Consider the following 18,239-nt stretch of genomic DNA (forward strand, 5'->3'; position numbering starts at 1 on the left):
TTGAGAGGGCAGAGCGATCTGCCCTCTCAACTGTGTTTTTAGGGCTGTGCTGTCGTCAGAATACTGCTGTCGAGCGACAGAATTTGGCCCGCATCATTGGCCGCGCTTTGACGCAGGGCCTCAGCAAAACTTGCGGCACTTTCGGCGGTTGGACGCATGCCTGCAAACAGCGGGTCCGCCGAATGCAGCACCAGGAGTTTGCTTTTTCCCAACGTGCTGTCATCAACCTTGAACGCTATGCCACCGGAATTTGCTGACTCTTCAAGGCTGAAGGCGACGCGGATTGGGAATTCTCCTTCTGCGCCAGCGCGCAGATCGGCGATGGAGTGGTCCTGACGGTTGATATTGGGCAGCAAGTGAAACACATTGCCGGTCACATCGAGGATGGAGACGGTGAGAAACCCGTCAGTCACCTGCGCGGGCAGAACCACGTCTATCACCGGGTTTTCTCCGACAAAGAATTTGGCCGACGGGTTTGCTTCATTGGTGGCGCCATGGGCATAGACCACGTCGAAGCCGCCCGCCGGGGCCTTGGGCAGATGTTGTTCAACGATGCAAAGTGCCGGATTGAGAACCTCAAGGTTGAGAGTGACAGTGCGCCCTTTGGCAACGTCGGTCAGGGCGTCAAACAGCCTGATTTGTGTTTCGGTTCCTGCGACCTGGCCGGACACCTGCAGCGCCTCATCCGGGGCATATCCGCTGCCAACGGCGGCACCTTGAAGGATCAGCGGGCCGCAATCTGCATGGGCATCGACAATGTCGCGGGGAATTTCGCGAGCTAGGAGAGGCAACTCAAACGCGATATCAACGATTCCGATCAAGGCTCCGGGCATGTCGCCACCGAAAAACCCATCCAGATCCGCGAGCAGATCCGCGTCTTCGGTCGTGCCGGTCAGATTGGCGCGATTGTTTTCGATGGTGAGACGCCATTCTTCAAGTTCGGCCAGCGGTTCGAGGGTGAAAAGAACGTCGCGCACCCAGGTCTCGGCGATCTCACCCGAAGCCAGAACCAATTCGGCCTCGTCCACACGTTCCAGTAGTGCGGCTTGTCCCTCTTCGCTGGGGACATTGCCAGCGGCACGGACGGGACCACCGGCGCTGCGTTCGATAATCAGCCGAAAGGGGTCCGCTGTCGGGTAAGAGGGCGCGAAAACGGAATCCAGCGCGCCAAAAAACAACGCGCCGCCCAGGCCAAAGGCCAAGAGTACCGCGATCAGTGCCGCAATCAGCCCACCACGTCCGCCCTTGGTGGATTTGTCTTTCTGCGCGGCAGAAGCCGCAAGGGGCGGGTTGATGGTGGAGCGGGGCGTAATGATCGTGGCATCCTCGACCGGGTAGGCGGGACTGCCGACAAGCATGTCAAGAGGATCGACAGCAGGCTCGCTGTCGTCGCGCGGCTGCGCGCCGGGGGCGTCGAGAAATGTGAGTACCTCGCCCGCGGATTGAAACCGGTCCAGCGGATCAGGGGCGCACATGCGCTCAATCAGGGTGCGAAACGGTTCCGGCAGATCAGATGTATCCAGCGGCTTTTGTTTGTTTCCAACCACTTCCATCGGATTGGCCCCCAGCGAGGGGGCTTTCCCGCGGAAGTTTGCAAGCAGCAAGGCGCCAAGGGAATAGATGTCGGAGCGGGCGTCGGTCTGGCCGCTCATCTGTTCGGGTGCGGCGTAGGAATACTTGCCCGCAAATTCATTGCCAACAATGGTTTCCGCCCCGGGATTGGTGTCCTTCGCGATGCCAAAGTCGATGATGACGGCCTGCGAGGGAACGCCGCCCCGCAGGATGATATTGTCCGGGCTGAGGTCGCGGTGCACGATCTTGCGTTTATGTGCCGCCTGCAGGCCCTCGCTGACACGTTTGCAGATCGTCAGCAGATCGTCGACCGGCATCGGTCCTTCTTTGAGCTTTTGATCCAGCCCGGGACCTTCGATATAGTCCATGAGCAGGTAGATGCGGCCATCGGAGGTCCGGTGATTTTCCGAATACCGCACAACGGCATCATGGCGGATTTCGCGGATATTTTCCTCGCGCGCCATAAGGACGGTGAAATCCTCATTGCCCGAAAATTCCTGCTTGAGGATTTTCAGGGCGACGGAATTACCCGAGATTTCTGACTTTGCCTTGTAGACCTCGGACGTCCCGCCCCGGCCAAGCAGAGATTCAATGCGATAGGTGTTGTTGAGCAAGTCACCGGGCAGAAACATGTCCCCGGGCCGGGAGTCGATCATACGTGTCTCTCCGGCCCGTTCAAGGTCGTGCAAGTTGTCATTCTATTAGCCCAGAGCCTGAAATTCGACGCGCCGGTTTTCATCCGCGCGGGGATTGTTGGCGTCAAAGGGAGCGGTTTCACCCATGCCGATCGCCTTGAGGGAATCTGCGCTGACACCGCAATCCCCGATGAGGTGGCGGCGCACTTCCTGCGCCCGCAACAGCGACAGCCGTTCGTTATACGTCGCGGATCCGGAGCTGTCGGTGTGGCCGATGATCTGGAACACGGTGTCTTCCATGACTTTCATCGAGGCACACATATTGGCCAGCTTGGGTTTTTGATCGTCGCGCAGGGTCGCACTGTCGAAATCAAAGGAGATCTGAACATTGATCTGGGCGGCGGTGTCCAGTGGGTTGTATTCCTCTGTCGCGGCCGCAATCGTCGCGGTTTCAGCATCCGCAGCGACGGATGCGATATCGGTGCTGTTGGGCACGATCACCAAGCCGCGCGTCTTTTGCTTTTTAAACGCCTCGGTGATTTCTTCGACGGACAGATCCTGCGCAGAAACCAGGGTGCCGGAGCAAAGTGCTGCAGTAACAATTGACAGTGCCAGAGTGCGGAGTTGGACCATGAATATGCCCTCCCTATTGTTCCACTGTGTTTGCGCCGAGTTTATACTACGGCCATCAAGGTGCCAATGGCCGCTGACGCGGCGAACACGAAATCAAAGATAAAATTCACTTTTGTAGCTAATAGGTTGGAGGTAGAGCTGGGATATTCAAGAGTAGACGGGACAAAAGGAACATCATGAAGGTTATTCACGCCATTATCATTGCCCTTGGTCTCGTTGCGGCACCGGTCCTGTGGTTCGGGTTGTCCTATCTGTTTGACGAACAGGGTTACGCCAGCGGTGCGGTCGATTCTGAAGCCCGCATCGACATAGAGCTGCTGCGTCAGCAACTGGAAGACGCACAGCTCAAGCTGGAAGACCTGGAAAGGGAGATCGCGACACTGTCGGCGCCGACCAATGCAGTTGCCCCGGCTGCGGATCTTCAGGATGAAGAGGATAGCCTGCTGCGCCAGACCGGGCCTAATGCGATCCTCGATTCCTATGCGCAGGTGGTGCTGATCGCAGATCGGCGCAATGTGAACGATGGCTTGAAAGTCGCGGGCGGTGCCTATCTGTCAGAGCAGCTGGGACGCCCGCGCGAGGATCTGACAGACGAATGCCAGCCGATGACGAACGCGCGTCTCAAGGACAAGCTGGTGCTGGAAGAAGTTGGCCCGATCCGGGTGCGGATGCTGCGCCCCGCAATCGAAAGCCTGAAGGTTGTTTTCGCCAATATCGAGAAAGCCGATCCGGACCTTTATGAGCGGATCAATACCGCGGGTTCGCTCTGTGTGCGCCGCATCCGTGGGACGCAGAGCTCACTGTCGACCCATAGTTACGGGCTGGCGGTGGACCTGAACATTGACGGTCGGCTGGATACGCTGGGCGACGGAAAAACCCAGCTGGGCCTGACCATCCTTGCGGATTTCTTCAAGGATGAAGGATGGGTCTGGGGCGCTGGCTTTGGTCGCGAGGACAGCATGCATTTTGAAATAAGCCGCCGCCAGCTGGACCTCTGGCTTGCAGAGGGCCAGCTTTAGGAGGATCGGGGTCAGCTGTCTTCGATGCCGTAGGCCCGGCGGATACTGCGTTTTGTTCCCGGACCAAAATCACCATCAATGGCGCCGCTGTAGAACTTGTTGTCCTTCAGCCGAACCTGGAGCGCGCGCCGGGTCTCCTGCGTGAACATCGTTGGCCGGTCGCTGAGCAAATTCAGGACGTCCTGACTGCCGGATCGCAGGGCCTCGTAAAGGTATTTCGCCGCATCCTCAGGCCCTTTGGACGCGATGTGACCGTCATCAATCAGGGCTGCAAAATTGAACTGCGCCTGGGGATGACGCAAGTCGGCGGCGCGTTCGAAATATTGCAACGCCTTGCCGGGATCAGCTGGCAGGCCCAATCCGCCCTGATAGTGCATAAATCCCAAGTCATTGATGGCATCAGCGAAATTCAAATCAGCTGCGGCGCGATATAGTTCGAGCGCCCGCGCTTCATCTTGCTCCACTCCGGTGCCCCGTTCGTAGAGTTTCGCCAGTTCGAACTGCGCTTCGGGCGAACCGGCGTCGGCCGCGCGGGTCAGAAAATCAACTGCTGCCTTCGGGTCAAATCGCCCTTCGTTCGGATTGAGCCGCATATAGGCAAGACCGAGCATGGAGCGCGTGTCACCCAGATCGGCGAGCGCCAAAAGTTGTTCTTCTTGGTCGGGGCGCAGACTGGCCCAGGCTTGGGCGGCGTCTTGTCCATCAAGGGACGGATCCCCGGTGCCCGGACCTGCGAGGTAAAAAGGCACGCCTGTCAGGGAGCCATAGGTATGGGGCTCCTGAAGGTTGCCGGTTCGATCAAGAACACTGTCCCGGATCTGTCGAAACATCAGGCTGATTTCCAAGCCGGGTTGGGTCATCTTGTCCATAAGGGACAGTGCAAAGGGGCTGTTGGTTCCGGTTCCGTCCAGGGCGACCTGACCATCCTTGGCCGCGAAGGCGACCAGAGTGCCGCGGTCAGGTTTCGCGGCCGCCAGTCCACCGCCGCCGCGCGTCGTTTCAGTCGCGCTGTCGGCGTCAGAAATCTCAGCCGCAGCGAGGTTGATTGAGTCCCCGAGCGGATTGTCGCGACAACTGTCGAGGATCACGATGCGCATCTTCCGGGCGCGATCTACCGCCGAAAGGAGGTTTTTGAGCGAAGGGGACTGGCTCTGCACATCCCGGTTGGATGCGACATTGGCGTCGACCGGGATCATGAAGTTCTCGCCCTGGACTTCGATCCCGTGGCCCGCAAAGTAGATCAGTGCCAGATCGGCGACTTCGGAGCGGAAGGCGAAATCATCCAGCAGCCGTTCCATTTCGGCGCCACTGGCATCGACCGAGAGTGTGACATCAAATCCGATCCCCTCCAGCGTTTCCGAAATTGCCACCGCGTCGTTCTTGGTATTCGTGAGCGGAGGCAGGTGGCGATAATCGGCCATCCCGAACACCAGAGCGATCCGGTCACTGGCGGCCAGAAGCGGGCTCGCTGGAACAGACAGCGCGACAATGCAGGCGAGCAGTCTGATCATCAAAGCGCGGGCACCGAGACGTTCGAACAGATTAGACATGGGAATACCTTGGGCGAAAAAATTCATCTCTGAATAATCTAGCCGCTTTCACTGCATTTGCGAAGCGCCTGAATTCTGTCTTCACAATGCAGAGAGGCTCCGGACCAAGGAGTTCCGGAGCCTTTGGTTTTTGTCTCATCCTGTTGAACGTATCAGAACAAGGTCACGTTTTCGACCGGTGCGGGCTTGCGGGCCGGTGCGGCCTGAGTCTTGGCCACGGCGGCCTGTTCCTGTTCGCCCAAACGCCGGTCATCAGCAACATGAGTTTGTTGCGCAGCGCCGGAGCAGGCATGGAAACGTACCCGGCGGGCAGAGGTGCCGCCAACAGAGGACGAAATCACGGGAATGCCTTCGTCTGAGAGGAAACGTTGAACAAAATCGGCGTTATTGGCGCCGATGTCTGACAGGTTGGCAGACATTTTTGCCCCGCCAAAGACTTTGGCCTTAAGGTTTGAGCGCAGCGCACCCTTTTTCATGATACCGTTGATCAAAAGTTCCATCGCGTGCACCCCGTAGCGTGCGCTGACGCCGCCAGGGCCGGACGAAGATGCGAGCAGGAAGTGGTTCATTCCCCCCACGCCTTTTTCCTCGTCATAGATACAGGCAGCGATACAAGATCCCAATACCGTGGAAAACACGACTTTAGGGTCGGTCGAGACCTTGTAGTCGCCCTGTAGAACGGTGACGGTAGTCGTATTTTGAAAAACAGTCGACAATGCGGCTTCCTTCCAGAGGCTTAGGTCTTACAGGCTTGTAGTATTGCCCCGGCCATCCGGGCCAAGGGCACTTGTTTTTGGGCGGCTCCTATTTCCCAGGCGACTCTGGGCATACCATAGACGACCGATGATTTCTCATCCTGGGCAAATGTCGTTGCACCCGCGTTGCGCAACTCCAACATGCTCTTGGCACCATCCTGCCCCATTCCGGTTAATATTGCGGCAACAACATCTTTGGCAAAGGGCACTGCCGACGCAAAAAGTGCGTCAACTGACGGGGTGTGCCCCGAGATGTTGGGGCCTTCTTTCATCCGCAAACGATAGGGTTTGCGCGGCGTCACGCCGAGATGGCGCGGTTGACCGGCAGCAATATAAACGTGTCCGGTTTGCAGGGGGACGTTATCATCTGCCGCCACCACCTTGGCCGGGCAGATCCGGTCCAGTAGCGAGACCAGACCGGAGCCGAAACTTTTCCCGGTGTGTTGCACAATCAGCGTCGGCGGGCACTGGATCGGGAAGCCGACCAAAACGTTGCGGAGCGCTTCGACGCCGCCGGTTGAGGATCCGATGAGGATGATTTTTTTGAAATCTGTATTCCCCGCCGCCGATTTGAGCGGAGCCCGCGCCGGAGCATTCTTGCGCGGCGCTTTGATCATCATGTCAAAATACTGGACGAACTGGCGCGGACTGTCAGATTTGGTGAGTTCGAAAATCCCGGCCCCAACGTTCAGCAGGGGGGAAGAGTTGCGGGCGGGGGTCGAGGTCGCCTCGTCCATCACCGCGACCCAGCGAACGTCGAGGGCCGTGAAGAGGGCCAGCATCATCTCAAACTCCGGGAGTTTGGTGAATCCATCCTCGACAAAGGCAAAACTGGGCTGACCTGCTTCGGCTTGATTGTAGGCCATCATCAGGTTGTTGGCCAAGAGCACCTGCAGACCTGGGTAGGCAGCCTCCATATGGCTTTGCAAACCCCGTGCAAAGTTACGATCTGTTGTGACAATCAGTACGCTCAAGGAAGACAAAGGCTTATCCGATTTTTTGCCCCGGTGGCCCGGGAAGTTCCTGTTTGACGCGGCAGGTGGCCGTTGCAGCCTGCCGATTTGTCAGTTCACTAGAAGTCTTGCCAAAGATCTCGGGCGGCGGAGCCCTCCGTCATTGGGACCGGTGCTTGCGGCGCTTGTGGCTCAAACTCCATATCGTCATCCCCATGTGCAGAGGGCGTCGATACCGTTTGTACAGCGACCGGGGGCGAGACCTCACGTTGGACCGGTGCCTGCTGGGGTGGCGCCCGGTGGTTGCCACCGGTTTGGAAATGCGACACGAGAGAGGCGAGTTTGCCGGAGTCCGAGCGCAACAGATGGCTGGCAGCCGTTGCTTCCTCGACCATGGCAGCGTTCTGCTGCGTGACCTGGTCAAGTTGTGTCATGCCGGTGTTGATTTCCTCCAGTCCCACCGATTGCTCTGCAGCGCCTTCCGCGATTTCAGAGACCAGGCTGGAGATATGGGTGACCCGTTCGACAATCGAGCGCAGCGCGGTTCCGGTCTTGCCAACGAGGTCGACCCCTTCACCCACATGTTGCGAAGATTCGGTGATGAGGGTTTTGATTTCCGCTGCAGCCTGAGAGGAGCGTTGCGCCAACCCCCGGACTTCTGAGGCGACAACCGCAAAGCCGCGGCCTGCTTCACCGGCCCGCGCGGCTTCGACGCCGGCGTTCAGGGCCAGCAGGTTCGTCTGGAAAGAGATGTCGTTGATCACCGAAATGATCTGCGAAATCTTGTCGGAAGAGGTCTCGATCTTGGTCATCGCATCCACGGCAGTCTGCACCACTACGTCGCTCGCTTCGGCCTCACCCTTGGCCTGGATGACGATATCCTCAACGCTGCGGGCCCCGTCGGCGGCGGATTTGACACTTGCGGTCAGCTCATCGAGAGCGGCTGCCGTTTCTTCCAGGGTGGCGGCCTGAGATTCCGTCCGAGAGGACAGGTCATCCGAGGCCTGGCTGATTTCGGTGGCACCCGACTGGATGCTGCTTGAGGTTTCCACAACCTCCAGAACGACCTCTTTCAGCTTGTGAACCGCGCCGTTGAAATCCAGACGAAGTCTTTCGTGTTTTTCGCCAAAGGGTTCGACAATTTCGTAGGTCAGATCGCCTTCGGACAGATGTTTCAGGCCCTTGCTGATGGTGTCGACCACTATGGTCTGTTCGGCCTGCATTTCGCGGCCTTGATCTTCGAGCAGACGGGCCTGTTTCAACTCTCTCTGCATTGCGACCAGTGTCCTGCCCATGTCACCGAATTCGTCACCGCGCGCAGCGGCAGGAACGGTCTCGTCCAGTTCGCCGTGGCCAATCGCTGCCATGCTGGCGCAGAGCCCGTCGATGGGTTTGAGGAAACTGCGGGCATAGAACCAGCCGATCAGGGTCATCAGGGCCGCGCTCGCAAGGGAGGTGAAGATCAGCATCATCCGGTCGTGGCGAACGGGGGCGAGGACCTCGTCGCGTTCTTTTTCGACGACAAGGGTCCAACTGACACCAGTCCCGGAAAGGTCGCGCGCCAAGGTGACCACATGGGCGCCGTTGACGCCGATGGCATCGGTTCGGAACGATTGTCCTTCCGCTTTGGCCTCTTCGATTTGTTCAAGAACCGGGAGCGTATCAAGAAAGGCATGGCCGTCTTCGAACCGGGAACGGGAGCGGGTTGTGTTGTCGGCGCCAACCAGGAAGATATCGGTGGTTTCGCCGACGCCGCTGACCTGTGTGACGATCTGATTGACCAGTTGTTCCGGGATTTGCAAAGCAAAGACACCGACCACCTGGCCGCTACTTGCAACGATCTGCGACCCGACAAAGGCGGCGGATGTCTTGTTGCCAGGCGGGTATGTGGCATAGTCGGAGAAAACAATTTCACCGACGTCCGCTTCCATTACCTGGTTGAATAGGGTCGCGAGGTTTGACGCCTCAAACGGGCCTGACAGCAGGTTCGTGCCATATTCGTCTTGTTTGGCAACACTGTACATCACGTCCCCGGCGACGTTGATCAGATAGGCATCGCTGTAACCCTTTGCCACCAGAAGCTTGCGGAACGATGGGTGAAACGCCGCGTGGTGGATGTTGTAAGGGATCGTCTTGCCCGCGCGATCCATCAAAAACCGCTCTGATGGGCCATTGGGGTTTTCGGCGATGTACATCTCACGAACGGCCTCGCCGGGGTTTTCTCCGACGCCGGACCAGGCCGCGGAAATCCGTTGTGCGGCGGTCGCAATCGACGGAATCGCACTGAGGGTTTCGACATCGGCGCGAATCGAGCTGAGCAGCGCGGTCAATGTCGCCTGGCGGTCAGTGACAATCGAATCGAACTGATTCTCGACTGTGAGCCAAGCGTTACGTTGATAATTGATAGTACTGACCGTCACGAGAACGGTACTGGCCAACAGGGCAAAACACACAAGGAAAATGGGCAGTTTATAGCGAATTTTGAGCCTTGAAAGCGAGTTCATCTAGTCCTCCAGCGCCACGCACCCTCAAAGGTACGCAAAAAGCATCGAGCTATCTTTTCGGCATCAGGAGTTAATTTGCGCCTTACGATTCACAATTCCTCTGGCTGCAAACCCATAAGTTGCCTGAAACGCCGGTTTTTCCGGGTAAAATTCGTGACGTCTTTGTGGAATTCAAAAGCGGAGAAGTTTCAGCTTTCCAAATAGATCAGCTTCTGTTTCCGGTTCTTGCGTTGGCAAAGAGTATTGACAGACGCACGGCGCTTCCTTTAGTTCGGTAACAGAACGAACTAAAGGAAGCGCCGTGTCGACCCAATCGAATATCTCCAGACGTATGTCGCAAAGCGCGGTCATTCAGGCGATTGCAAGCTTTGGCCCGGTTTCGCGTGCCAGCGTGGCCAAGATCACCGGTCTGTCGAAACAGACCGTTTCCGAGATTGTCGGCAACCTCGAAAACGAAGGTTGGGTGCGCGAAGTCGGTCAGACCGAGGGTCATATCGGGCGCCGCGCCGTGGTCTATGAGATCGCGCCCTCGGCCGCGAGCATCGCCAGTGTCGATCTGGGGGGAACCAAGGTGCGTGTGGCCCTGTGCGATCTAACCGGTCGCGTGCTGGCCGAGCGGGTCGAGCCGACAGAACCGACCGGTGGCATGGACGTGGTGGCGCAGATCGCGCGATTGGTTCAGGCCGCGGCGTCCGACGCCGTCGGCGGGGTCGAGAAACTACATACGGCTGTCGTCGGTGTGCCGGGCGTGCCAGATCCGGCCAGCGGAGCCATTTTGCTGGCGCCGAATATCGCAGGGATCGACCAGATCGACCTTGCTGGCGCGCTCCGTGACATGCTGGGGGTCGAGGTCTTTGTCGAGAACGACGTCAACCTGGCGGCCCTGGGTGAGCATTGGCTTGGCAGTCGCGGCGAGGGCGAGGACCTGGTCTTTATCTCGGTCGGGACAGGTATCGGCGCTGGCATCGTGATGGGCGGCCAATTGCTGCGGGGCCATTCCGGCGCGGCAGGTGAAATCGGGTTTCTGCCGTTTGGGGCCGACCCTTTTGAGCCAGAAAGCCTGAGCACCGGAGCGTTGGAACGGGTCGCGGCCACAGAGGCGATTGTTGGTCAATACCGGGCTTTGAAGGGCCGGGAACTGGATGTGCCGGGGGTATTTGACGCGGCCGCCGACGGCGATCAGGCGGCGATCGAAACCCTGGATGCGGTGGCGCGCCAGATCGCGCGTGCCATTGCTGCCATGGTGGCGATTGTCGATCCTTCGGTGGTTGTCATCGGGGGGTCAATCGGCGCCCGCACCGAGCTTCTGGACCGGGTTCGCGGCTGTGTCGCGCAATGTTATCCGCGTCCGGTGACGGTGGAAAAATCCACCCTTGGCGATCATGCGGCGCTTGCGGGAGGGGCCTCTATCGCGCTGTCCCACCTGCATATTTCGCTCTTTGCCGAAGGTCAGAGCGGGGCGCGTATCGCCGTGCCTCCGCCCGCGATTGCCGATTTCAAGGCAGGTGCCTCATGAGCGCGGCGCTGACGGAACGGTTGCTGGCAGCGCAGGACCGCGACGCAGATCTGCGGCTGCTGAAAGACGCGTTGTCGGTTGAGAGTGTTACTGGAAACGAGACGCCCTTTGCCCGGTTCCTGGAGCAACAGATGGCGGCGCTGGGTCTTGCGACGGGGGCTGGTGCGTTCCTGCCGGGGCGCGAAAACACCTGGGCAACAACAGCAGGCGCCGAGGGGCCGAACCTGATGATCCTGGGCCATACGGACACTGTCCACGTGCGCGGCTGGGAGGCGCATTGGGATGCTCAATGTCCCAATGACCCGCGCCGTGACCCCTTTGGAGGGGTTGAGCGGGAGGGTCAGATCTGGGGGCGCGGCGCCAGTGACCTCAAGGGTGGCATCTGTACCGCGATTGCGGCGATGCGCTTGTTGCGGAGGGCAGGGGTCAACCTGCAAGGTCGCGTGACTCTGGCCTTCATTGGCGACGAGGAAAGCGGCGAGCCGGGCAGCGGCGTCAGCGCCGGCGCAAAGGATCTGGTCCAGCGGGTCAGAGCGGGCGAGATCGCGAAACCCGATTTTGCCCTCTATGTCGAGCCAACAGGGCTGGACGTCTACACGGCCCAGATAGGGTTCTTCATCGCGGAGCTCACCCTGACCGGCAAGACGGCCTATTTCGGGACGCCGGAGCTGGGCGTGGATGCGCTGAAAGCAACCCATGCGGTGCTGAGCGCGCTATGGGCGCATGAGGCGGAACTGGCCGCCGGGCCAAAGCACGATCTGGTGGGTGCGTCTTCTCTGCTGGTGACCGGAGTCGAAGGCGGTGGGTTCATCGCGGTGCCGGGGCAATGCAAACTGTCGCTGATCCGCAAGCTGCGACCGGGCGAAGACCTGGATGATGCAATCGCAAGATTTGAGGCGGTCCTCGGGCAGGTCGATCTTGCGGCCGGATTGAGCCTGACCATCGACTACCCGGCGGGTCGCGATCACCCCAAGGGGGGTTCTGCGGTGGAGATCCCGCGCGACGCGGCCCCGGCGCAGTTGCTGGCGGAATGTGTTCGTCAAAGCTGGTCCGAGGCGGGGCGTATCGGTGGCGCCCCCTATTGGTCGGAGATGCCCTTTCTGACCGAGATGATCGGCTGCCCAGCCGTTTATTGCGCCCCCGGTGATATCGCCGTGGCGCACACCTATGAGGAACGGATCGCGAGTGACGAATACCTCGCGGCGATCCGCGCCTTCGCCCTGTTCATCGCTCGCTACTGCGGCAGCCCGGACATCTGAAAAGCAAATAAAAACAGACCCAACCTGTGGAGGTTCCAATGACAATTCTGACCCAGACCCTGAGAGGGGCAGCCTTTCTGGCGCTGATAACATCGCCTGCGCTGGCCGAGACAACCGGCCCCGGCGGTGAAACCGCGACGCCATCGGCGCAGGTGACCGTCAGCGACGCGCTGGTGGCAAAGGTGCAGGAAGGCGGGCACAAGGCGGCGCTGCTTTGGCACGACCAGTCCGATTTCGTGAATGCAGTGACCGCGGGCGCCAGCGATGAGTTCGCGCGGCTGGGGGTCGAGGTCGTGGCCGTCACCAGCGCCGGTTTTGATGCAGCCAAACAACGCAGCGATATCGAAACCGCAATGACACGGCAGCCCGACATCATCCTGTCGCTGCCGCTGGACCCGGTGACTTCGGCCGCCGCGTTCCAGGAGGCAAAAGAGGCAGGGGTGGCGCTGTCGTTTTTGTCCAACCTGCCGTCGGGCTATGAGTATCCGCAGGACTACGCTGCGATTGTCACCGATGATCTGTTCCAGATGGGCAAGCAGGCGGCCGATGCGCTTGCCGCCTCGATGGGCGGCGCGGGCACCGTTGGCTGGATCTATCACGATGCCAGCTACTACGTGACCAACCAGCGCGACAACGCGTTCAAGGCAACCATCGAAAACGACTACCCGGAGATTTCCATCGTGGCGGAACAGGGGATCAGTGACCCGGCCCGCGCGGAAGACATTGCCAATGCGATGCTGCTGAAAAATCCGGATCTGGGTGGCATCTACGTCACCTGGGCGGGCCCGGCAGAGGGCGTGCTTGCCGCATTGCGGGCGAATGGCAACGCCACCACCAAGATCGTGACGCTTGATCTGTCAGAGCCGGTGGCGCTGGACATGGTGCGGGGCGGCAATGTCGCTGCGATCGTCGCTGACGAAGCATACGAGCTGGGGCGCGCGATGGCCGCCTCCGCCGTGCTGGATCTGCTGGGTGAGGACGTGCCGCCCTTCGTGGTTGCCCCTGCCGTCACCGTCACAGCGGATACCGTGGTGGAGGGCTGGAAGCGTTCGCTCAACACAGCGCCGCCGACAAGCCTCGTCTCGCAGTAAAATCTCCTCCGGGGATTGGGCCAGTGCGCCTCGTCCCCGGTCACTTTCTCTCTGAGGGATCCGGCAATGACCATGGCCATTCAAAAACTCAAATCCTTCGATCTTCAGCAAAGCGTGATCTACATCGGGTTCGTCGCGATCTTTCTTTTCTTCGCGCTGACCCTGCATGGTGATGGCTTTCTCACCAGCCGCAATCTGACGAATATCGTGTTGCAGACTGCGCCGGCGACGATCATGGCTGTCGGTCTTGTCTTTGCCCTTTCCGCGGGCGAGATCGACCTCAGCTTTGGGTCTGTCGTGGCCGTGTCGTCGTTGTCGGCCGCCGTGGCAATGCAGCATTTCCCGATGGCGGTGGGCATTCTTGCAGGGCTCGGGGCGGGGGCTGGGATTGGTGCCTTTAACGGGGTGATGGTGGCCTATGTCCGATTGCCATCGTTCCTAGTCACCCTCGCGACCATGGGGCTTTTTGCGGGGATTGCGCGGTCAATGACCGACCTGCGCTCGATCCCGGTGCTGAACGAGACGTTCACCGGTATTTTCGGCTCCGGCAAACTGTTCACGGTGCCCTCGCTGGTGTTCTGGACCGCTGTTGTCGTCGGCCTCGGTCATCTGGTTTATCGCAACACCCGTTTCGGGGCGCATGTGCTGGCGGTGGGGGACAATGCCCGTGCGGCGCAGGTCTCTGGCATCAGCGTGGCGCGGGTGCGGCTCTATGTGCTGACACTCTGCGGCAGCTGCGCGGGTCTGGCGGGTCTGTTGTACGCGGGCCGTCTTCAGGCGGCGAAATACACCCTTGGGGAAAGCGATCTGATGACGGTGATCGCGGCCGTGATCGTCGGCGGCACCGCGCTGAATGGCGGCAAAGGGTCGATTATCGGGGCGCTCCTCGGTTCTCTGATGATGGGCATGCTCAACAACGGGCTGATCCTGATGGGGCTGGCGGTCTCCGATCAGATGATCGTCCGTGGTCTTATCATCCTGCTCGCAGTCGCCATTTCGCTGCGCGACACCAGCCGCTAAACGGAAGGACACGATATGTTTCTCGATCTGCTCATCCGGCGAAACCCCGGATTTATCGAAGCCGCGATGGCGTTGCACCAAAGCGGCGAGATCCCGGCAAATGCCTATGTGCTGGACCTGGACGCGGTAGAGCGCAACGCCCGCCTGATCCAGGACGAGGCGGATAGGCTGGGGCTGACCGTCTTTGCCATGACCAAACAGATCGGTCGTCATTCCGGGTTCTGCGAGGCGGTTCAGGCGGGCGGTATCTCACGCTCTGTCGCGGTGGATATGGCCTGTGCGCTGGCCTGCGACCGGGCCGGGTTGAAGACCGGGCACCTTGGCCACCTGGTGCAGGTGCCGACGCGCGAAGCTGCTTTTGCTGCTGCCAAGCTGAAACCTGACTATTGGACGGTGTTCTCGGATGACAAGGCGGCCGAGGCCGCTGCCGCCGCCCAGATGGCCGGGCGCAACCAGGCGCTGATGGCGCGGATCCAGACCTCGGGCGATACCTTCTATCGTGGGCACGAAGGCGGGTTCGATGCCGGTGAGATTCTGGCGGTGGCCGACCGGATCGACGCGCTTGCGGGCGGGTCCTTTGCTGGCATCACCACCTTTCCGGCGCTGTTGTTCGACCCGGACACGCGCAAGGTCCGCCCGACGCCGAACCTCGACACGCTGCACCGTGCGGCCGAGGCGCTGGCGCGGGCAGGGCGGGACAGCATCGCGGTCAACGCGCCGGGCACCACATCCACCACCGTGCTGGCGGCCCTGGCAGAGGCAGGTGCGACACAGGTCGAGCCGGGTAATGGACTCCATGGCACCACGCCCCTGCATGCGGTCGAAGATCTGCCCGAGGATCCGGCGGCCCTATATCTGTCCGAAGTTTCGCACCACCACGGTGGCAAAGCCTATTGCTTTGGTGGGGGGCTCTATATTGACCCGGTGTTCCCGAAATATCAGGTCCGGGCTTTGGTCGGCTCTGAACCGACCACGACCCGCGCGGCCCTGCGCGATGTGGAGGTCCCGGACTATTCCGCCATCGATTACTACGCCATGATCGACGCCACCGGTCCTGATGCCCCCAAGACGGGCGATACGGTGGTGTTTGGCTTTCGCGGTCAGGCCTTTGTCACCCGTGCGCTGGTCGTAGGCCTGCGGGGTGTGTCCACTGGTGCGCCGCGTGTTACCACAATTGAAAACGGCTTTGGCGACCTCGTCGATTGGCCGGGGAGCTTTCGCCCATGACACAGCCAACTCCGGTGCTGTCGCTCACCAATATCCACAAGGCCTTTGACGGGGTGATTGCCATTCAGGACTTCTCGCTTGATCTGTTTCCCGGCGAGATTGTGGCCCTCGTTGGTGACAATGGGGCGGGAAAATCGACCCTGATCAAGATGATCTCCGGCGTCTATAGCCCGACCTCCGGCACCGTGGCGCTGGACGGCGAGAAGGTTTCCTTTGCCGATGCCAGCTCGGCGCGCAATCGCGGAATTGAGGTGGTCTATCAGGATCTTGCCCTCGCCGATCAGCAGCCGGTGTTCATGAACATGTTCCTCGGGCGAGAGCTGACAAAGCCACCTTTTGGCCTTTTGGACAAGGAGCGGATGCGGCGGGAAAGTCAGGCGTTGGTGGACGAGCTGGACGTTCGTATCCCCTCTGCCAGCTCCACCATTCGTGACCTCAGCGGCGGTCAGCGGCAGGGTATCGCGATTGCGCGGGCGACCCACTGGGCCAGCAAACTGATCCTGCTGGACGAACCCACCGCAGCCCTGGGCGTGGCCGAGACGGCCCGCGTCGAACAATTGGTCGCCTCTTTGCGGGAACGCAACCTTGCGATCCTGATCATCAGTCACAGTCTGGATCAGGTGTTTACCCTGTCGGACCGGATCTGTGTTTTGCGCCGGGGCGAACAGATTGGCATCCGCAAGACGGCCGAAACGGACAAGAACGAGATCGTGTCGATGATCACGGGAGTGCACAAATGACGCATCAAACCCTGATGGCTGCCGAAATCGCCGAGATCCCGGCGATGCTTCGCCGCCAGCTCGCTGAAATCGGGCTCTATCTGGAGGCGGGCGCACGTCTGCGGGCCGACGGAACCCGAGGGCTGATTACCTGCGCGCGTGGCACCTCCGACCATGCCGCGACATATTTCAAATACCTTATGGAGGTCGTCGCCGGGCTGCCGGTCGCCTCTGTCGGCCCGTCTGTGGCTTCGGTCTATGGTGCGGATCTGCAACTGGCCGACTATGCTTGCGTTGCATTTTCCCAATCGGGCGGCAGTCCTGACCTGGCAGCCCTGCAGGCGGGTGCGGCGCGAGGCGGCGCGCAGAGCATCGCAATCGTGAATGTCGAGGACAGCCCGCTGGGGCGCGGTGCGGCGTTGGTGCTGCCGGTCCACGCGGGGCCAGAGCGGGCGGTTGCCGCGACAAAATCATACGTGGGCATGCTGTTCGCGAGCCTTGCGCTGTTGACTGGCTACACCGGCGATGCGCGGCTTCGGGCCGCACTGGAGGCCTTGCCCGAATTGGCAGACAATGCCCTGCGCCAGGACTGGAGCCGCGCCGCTCTGCCGCTTGCGCGGGCCAGTTCGTTGTTTTGCTTGGGGCGCGGTCCGGGGCTGGGTGTCGCTGCCGAAGCGGCGCTGAAACTGAAGGAAACCTGCCGCATCCACGCCGAAGCCTATTCCGCCGCAGAAAGCCTGCATGGCCCTGTGGCGATTGCGGATGCCGGTTTTGGTGCGTTGATCTTTGGCACCCGCGATCAGGCCGCGCCGTCGCTATTGGCGGCGGAAACCAGGCTGCGAAGCACCGGCGCCGATGTGTTTGTCGTGCAGCCCGCTGTGGGCGGGGCTAAGGGGCTGCCGGTGCCACAGGGGCCACACCCCTTGGTTGACCCGATCCTGCAGGCGATTGCGTTTTATCGATTTGTCGAGCAACTGGCCGTGGATCTGGGCGAAAACCCTGATGCACCGCCTGGCCTGCAGAAGGTGACAGAGACGGTCTGACGGAGCATCATCAGCTCTGACTGGGAACGGCGGCGCGAGGTGGGCGGCCGCTTGACTTACCTTTCCGTCGGGACCCATACTCTGCCAGCGGTGGTCTTCGCCGCCTTGCCAAGGACGTTTTGACAAGTGGCGCACCCGGCCCCATCGAATTTCCAGTCAGGTTGCCAGGCGATCCCACTGCCCTCGGCCCACCGTGGGGTGCCACCCTGCGCGGCCAGACCGGCCGATCTGTTGCAATGATCCGGCAACGAGCACTGCCTGCGTTTTTTCTGGGCCTGATTTTGATCGCAGCAGTTTTGCTTTTTCGGTTCAGCAATTCGCATGCTGTCAATCAGGCTCACCTGCAGGAAATTGCCCGTTCCTTTCAGGTGCTGGAAAACGAAACCGGGTATGGTGGGTTTATTCATAACTTCAAGAATTCGATCTTGCGGCCGGAAGAGCCGACCTATGCCGAGCGCGCTTTGGTCAACTATCAGGCGGCCTCTGCCGAACTGATCGCCTTGCAGGGCTTCGCGCAGGAGGCCGGGGTGGAACTCGACGTTGCTTCGTTGCAGTCCACGCTGGATCTGTATCGCGATGCGCTTGATCTGGCGCGGGCCGCGCATCTCGGGGGGGCCTCTGTCCAGGAGGTGGATCGTTTGGTGCGCATTTCGGATGACGAGGCCCATCTCAATCTTCTGGAGCTGCGGCGGCGGGTTGAATTGTTGCTGAATGACCGCCTGCGCACGAGCCAGTGGCGGGTG

15 protein-coding genes are annotated in these 18,239 nt (G+C 60.4%); 9 read left to right on the forward strand and 6 right to left on the reverse strand.

Translation table 11 applies throughout. The annotated features are described in order from the left end of the window. Positions 1–38: 38 nt before the first annotated feature. Positions 39–2,228, reverse strand: coding sequence for a serine/threonine-protein kinase (locus TRIHO_RS17845; RefSeq protein ID WP_068246868.1), 2,190 nt, complete (start codon positions 2,226–2,228; stop codon positions 39–41). 45 nt (positions 2,229–2,273) lie between these two features. Next, the gene (locus tag TRIHO_RS17850; RefSeq protein ID WP_068246871.1) at positions 2,274–2,840 is read right to left on the reverse strand and encodes an OmpA family protein; all 567 of its coding nucleotides are present in this window, start codon (positions 2,838–2,840) and stop codon (positions 2,274–2,276) included. 176 nt (positions 2,841–3,016) lie between these two features. On the opposite strand from TRIHO_RS17850, the gene TRIHO_RS17855 reads away from it, so the two are divergent. Next, the gene (locus TRIHO_RS17855; protein ID WP_068246874.1) at positions 3,017–3,859 is read left to right on the forward strand and encodes a M15 family metallopeptidase; all 843 of its coding nucleotides are present in this window, start codon (positions 3,017–3,019) and stop codon (positions 3,857–3,859) included. Between the two features lie 11 nt (positions 3,860–3,870). Here the strand turns inward: TRIHO_RS17855 and TRIHO_RS17860 are convergent, their stop codons facing one another. From TRIHO_RS17860 to TRIHO_RS17875, 4 genes are all read right to left on the reverse strand, one after another. Then, complete coding sequence (locus TRIHO_RS17860) at positions 3,871–5,409, reverse strand: caspase family protein (RefSeq protein WP_068246901.1); 1,539 nt, start codon at positions 5,407–5,409, stop codon at positions 3,871–3,873. Positions 5,410–5,561: 152 nt separating this feature from the next. Continuing rightward, a complete protein-coding gene (locus TRIHO_RS17865; protein ID WP_068246876.1) occupies positions 5,562–6,125 on the reverse strand; it encodes a chemotaxis protein CheD in 564 nt (187 codons plus the stop codon). Positions 6,126–6,145: 20 nt separating this feature from the next. Then, positions 6,146–7,081, reverse strand: coding sequence for a CheB methylesterase domain-containing protein (locus tag TRIHO_RS17870; RefSeq protein WP_068246879.1), 936 nt, complete (start codon positions 7,079–7,081; stop codon positions 6,146–6,148). Between the two features lie 155 nt (positions 7,082–7,236). Further along, positions 7,237–9,621 carry a methyl-accepting chemotaxis protein gene (locus TRIHO_RS17875; RefSeq protein WP_068246882.1) on the reverse strand — a complete coding sequence of 795 codons (2,385 nt, stop codon included), beginning with the start codon at positions 9,619–9,621 and terminating at the stop codon, positions 7,237–7,239. A 301-nt stretch (positions 9,622–9,922) separates the two neighbouring features. Here TRIHO_RS17875 and TRIHO_RS17880 point away from each other — a divergent pair, with 301 nt between their 5' ends. From TRIHO_RS17880 to TRIHO_RS17915, 8 genes are all read left to right on the forward strand, one after another. Continuing rightward, a complete protein-coding gene (locus TRIHO_RS17880) occupies positions 9,923–11,137 on the forward strand; it encodes an ROK family transcriptional regulator (protein ID WP_207498731.1) in 1,215 nt (404 codons plus the stop codon). Continuing rightward, positions 11,134–12,396: a M20 family metallopeptidase gene (locus TRIHO_RS17885; RefSeq protein WP_068246886.1), complete on the forward strand. Its 1,263-nt coding sequence runs from the start codon at positions 11,134–11,136 to the stop codon at positions 12,394–12,396. Before TRIHO_RS17880 ends, TRIHO_RS17885 begins: the two co-directional genes overlap by 4 nt. 38 nt (positions 12,397–12,434) lie before the next feature. After that, positions 12,435–13,487: a substrate-binding domain-containing protein gene (locus TRIHO_RS17890; protein WP_068246889.1), complete on the forward strand. Its 1,053-nt coding sequence runs from the start codon at positions 12,435–12,437 to the stop codon at positions 13,485–13,487. Positions 13,488–13,553: 66 nt separating this feature from the next. Further along, positions 13,554–14,507 (forward strand): ABC transporter permease, encoded by a 954-nt coding sequence (locus TRIHO_RS17895; protein ID WP_068246892.1) that lies wholly within the window; start codon positions 13,554–13,556, stop codon positions 14,505–14,507. Positions 14,508–14,522: 15 nt separating this feature from the next. Further along, a complete protein-coding gene (locus tag TRIHO_RS17900; RefSeq protein WP_068246895.1) occupies positions 14,523–15,734 on the forward strand; it encodes an alanine racemase in 1,212 nt (403 codons plus the stop codon). After that, the gene (locus TRIHO_RS17905; RefSeq protein WP_068246904.1) at positions 15,731–16,474 is read left to right on the forward strand and encodes an ATP-binding cassette domain-containing protein; all 744 of its coding nucleotides are present in this window, start codon (positions 15,731–15,733) and stop codon (positions 16,472–16,474) included. Before TRIHO_RS17900 ends, TRIHO_RS17905 begins: the two co-directional genes overlap by 4 nt. After that, positions 16,471–17,496 carry an SIS domain-containing protein gene (locus tag TRIHO_RS17910; protein WP_068246898.1) on the forward strand — a complete coding sequence of 342 codons (1,026 nt, stop codon included), beginning with the start codon at positions 16,471–16,473 and terminating at the stop codon, positions 17,494–17,496. Before TRIHO_RS17905 ends, TRIHO_RS17910 begins: the two co-directional genes overlap by 4 nt. A 281-nt stretch (positions 17,497–17,777) precedes the next feature. Then, positions 17,778–18,239 (forward strand): hypothetical protein (locus TRIHO_RS17915; RefSeq protein WP_207498733.1); only part of this gene is annotated, 462 nt, incomplete at its 3' end.

The organism is Tritonibacter horizontis (assembly GCF_001518015.1).
GTDB classification, from domain to species: domain Bacteria; phylum Pseudomonadota; class Alphaproteobacteria; order Rhodobacterales; family Rhodobacteraceae; genus Epibacterium; species Epibacterium horizontis.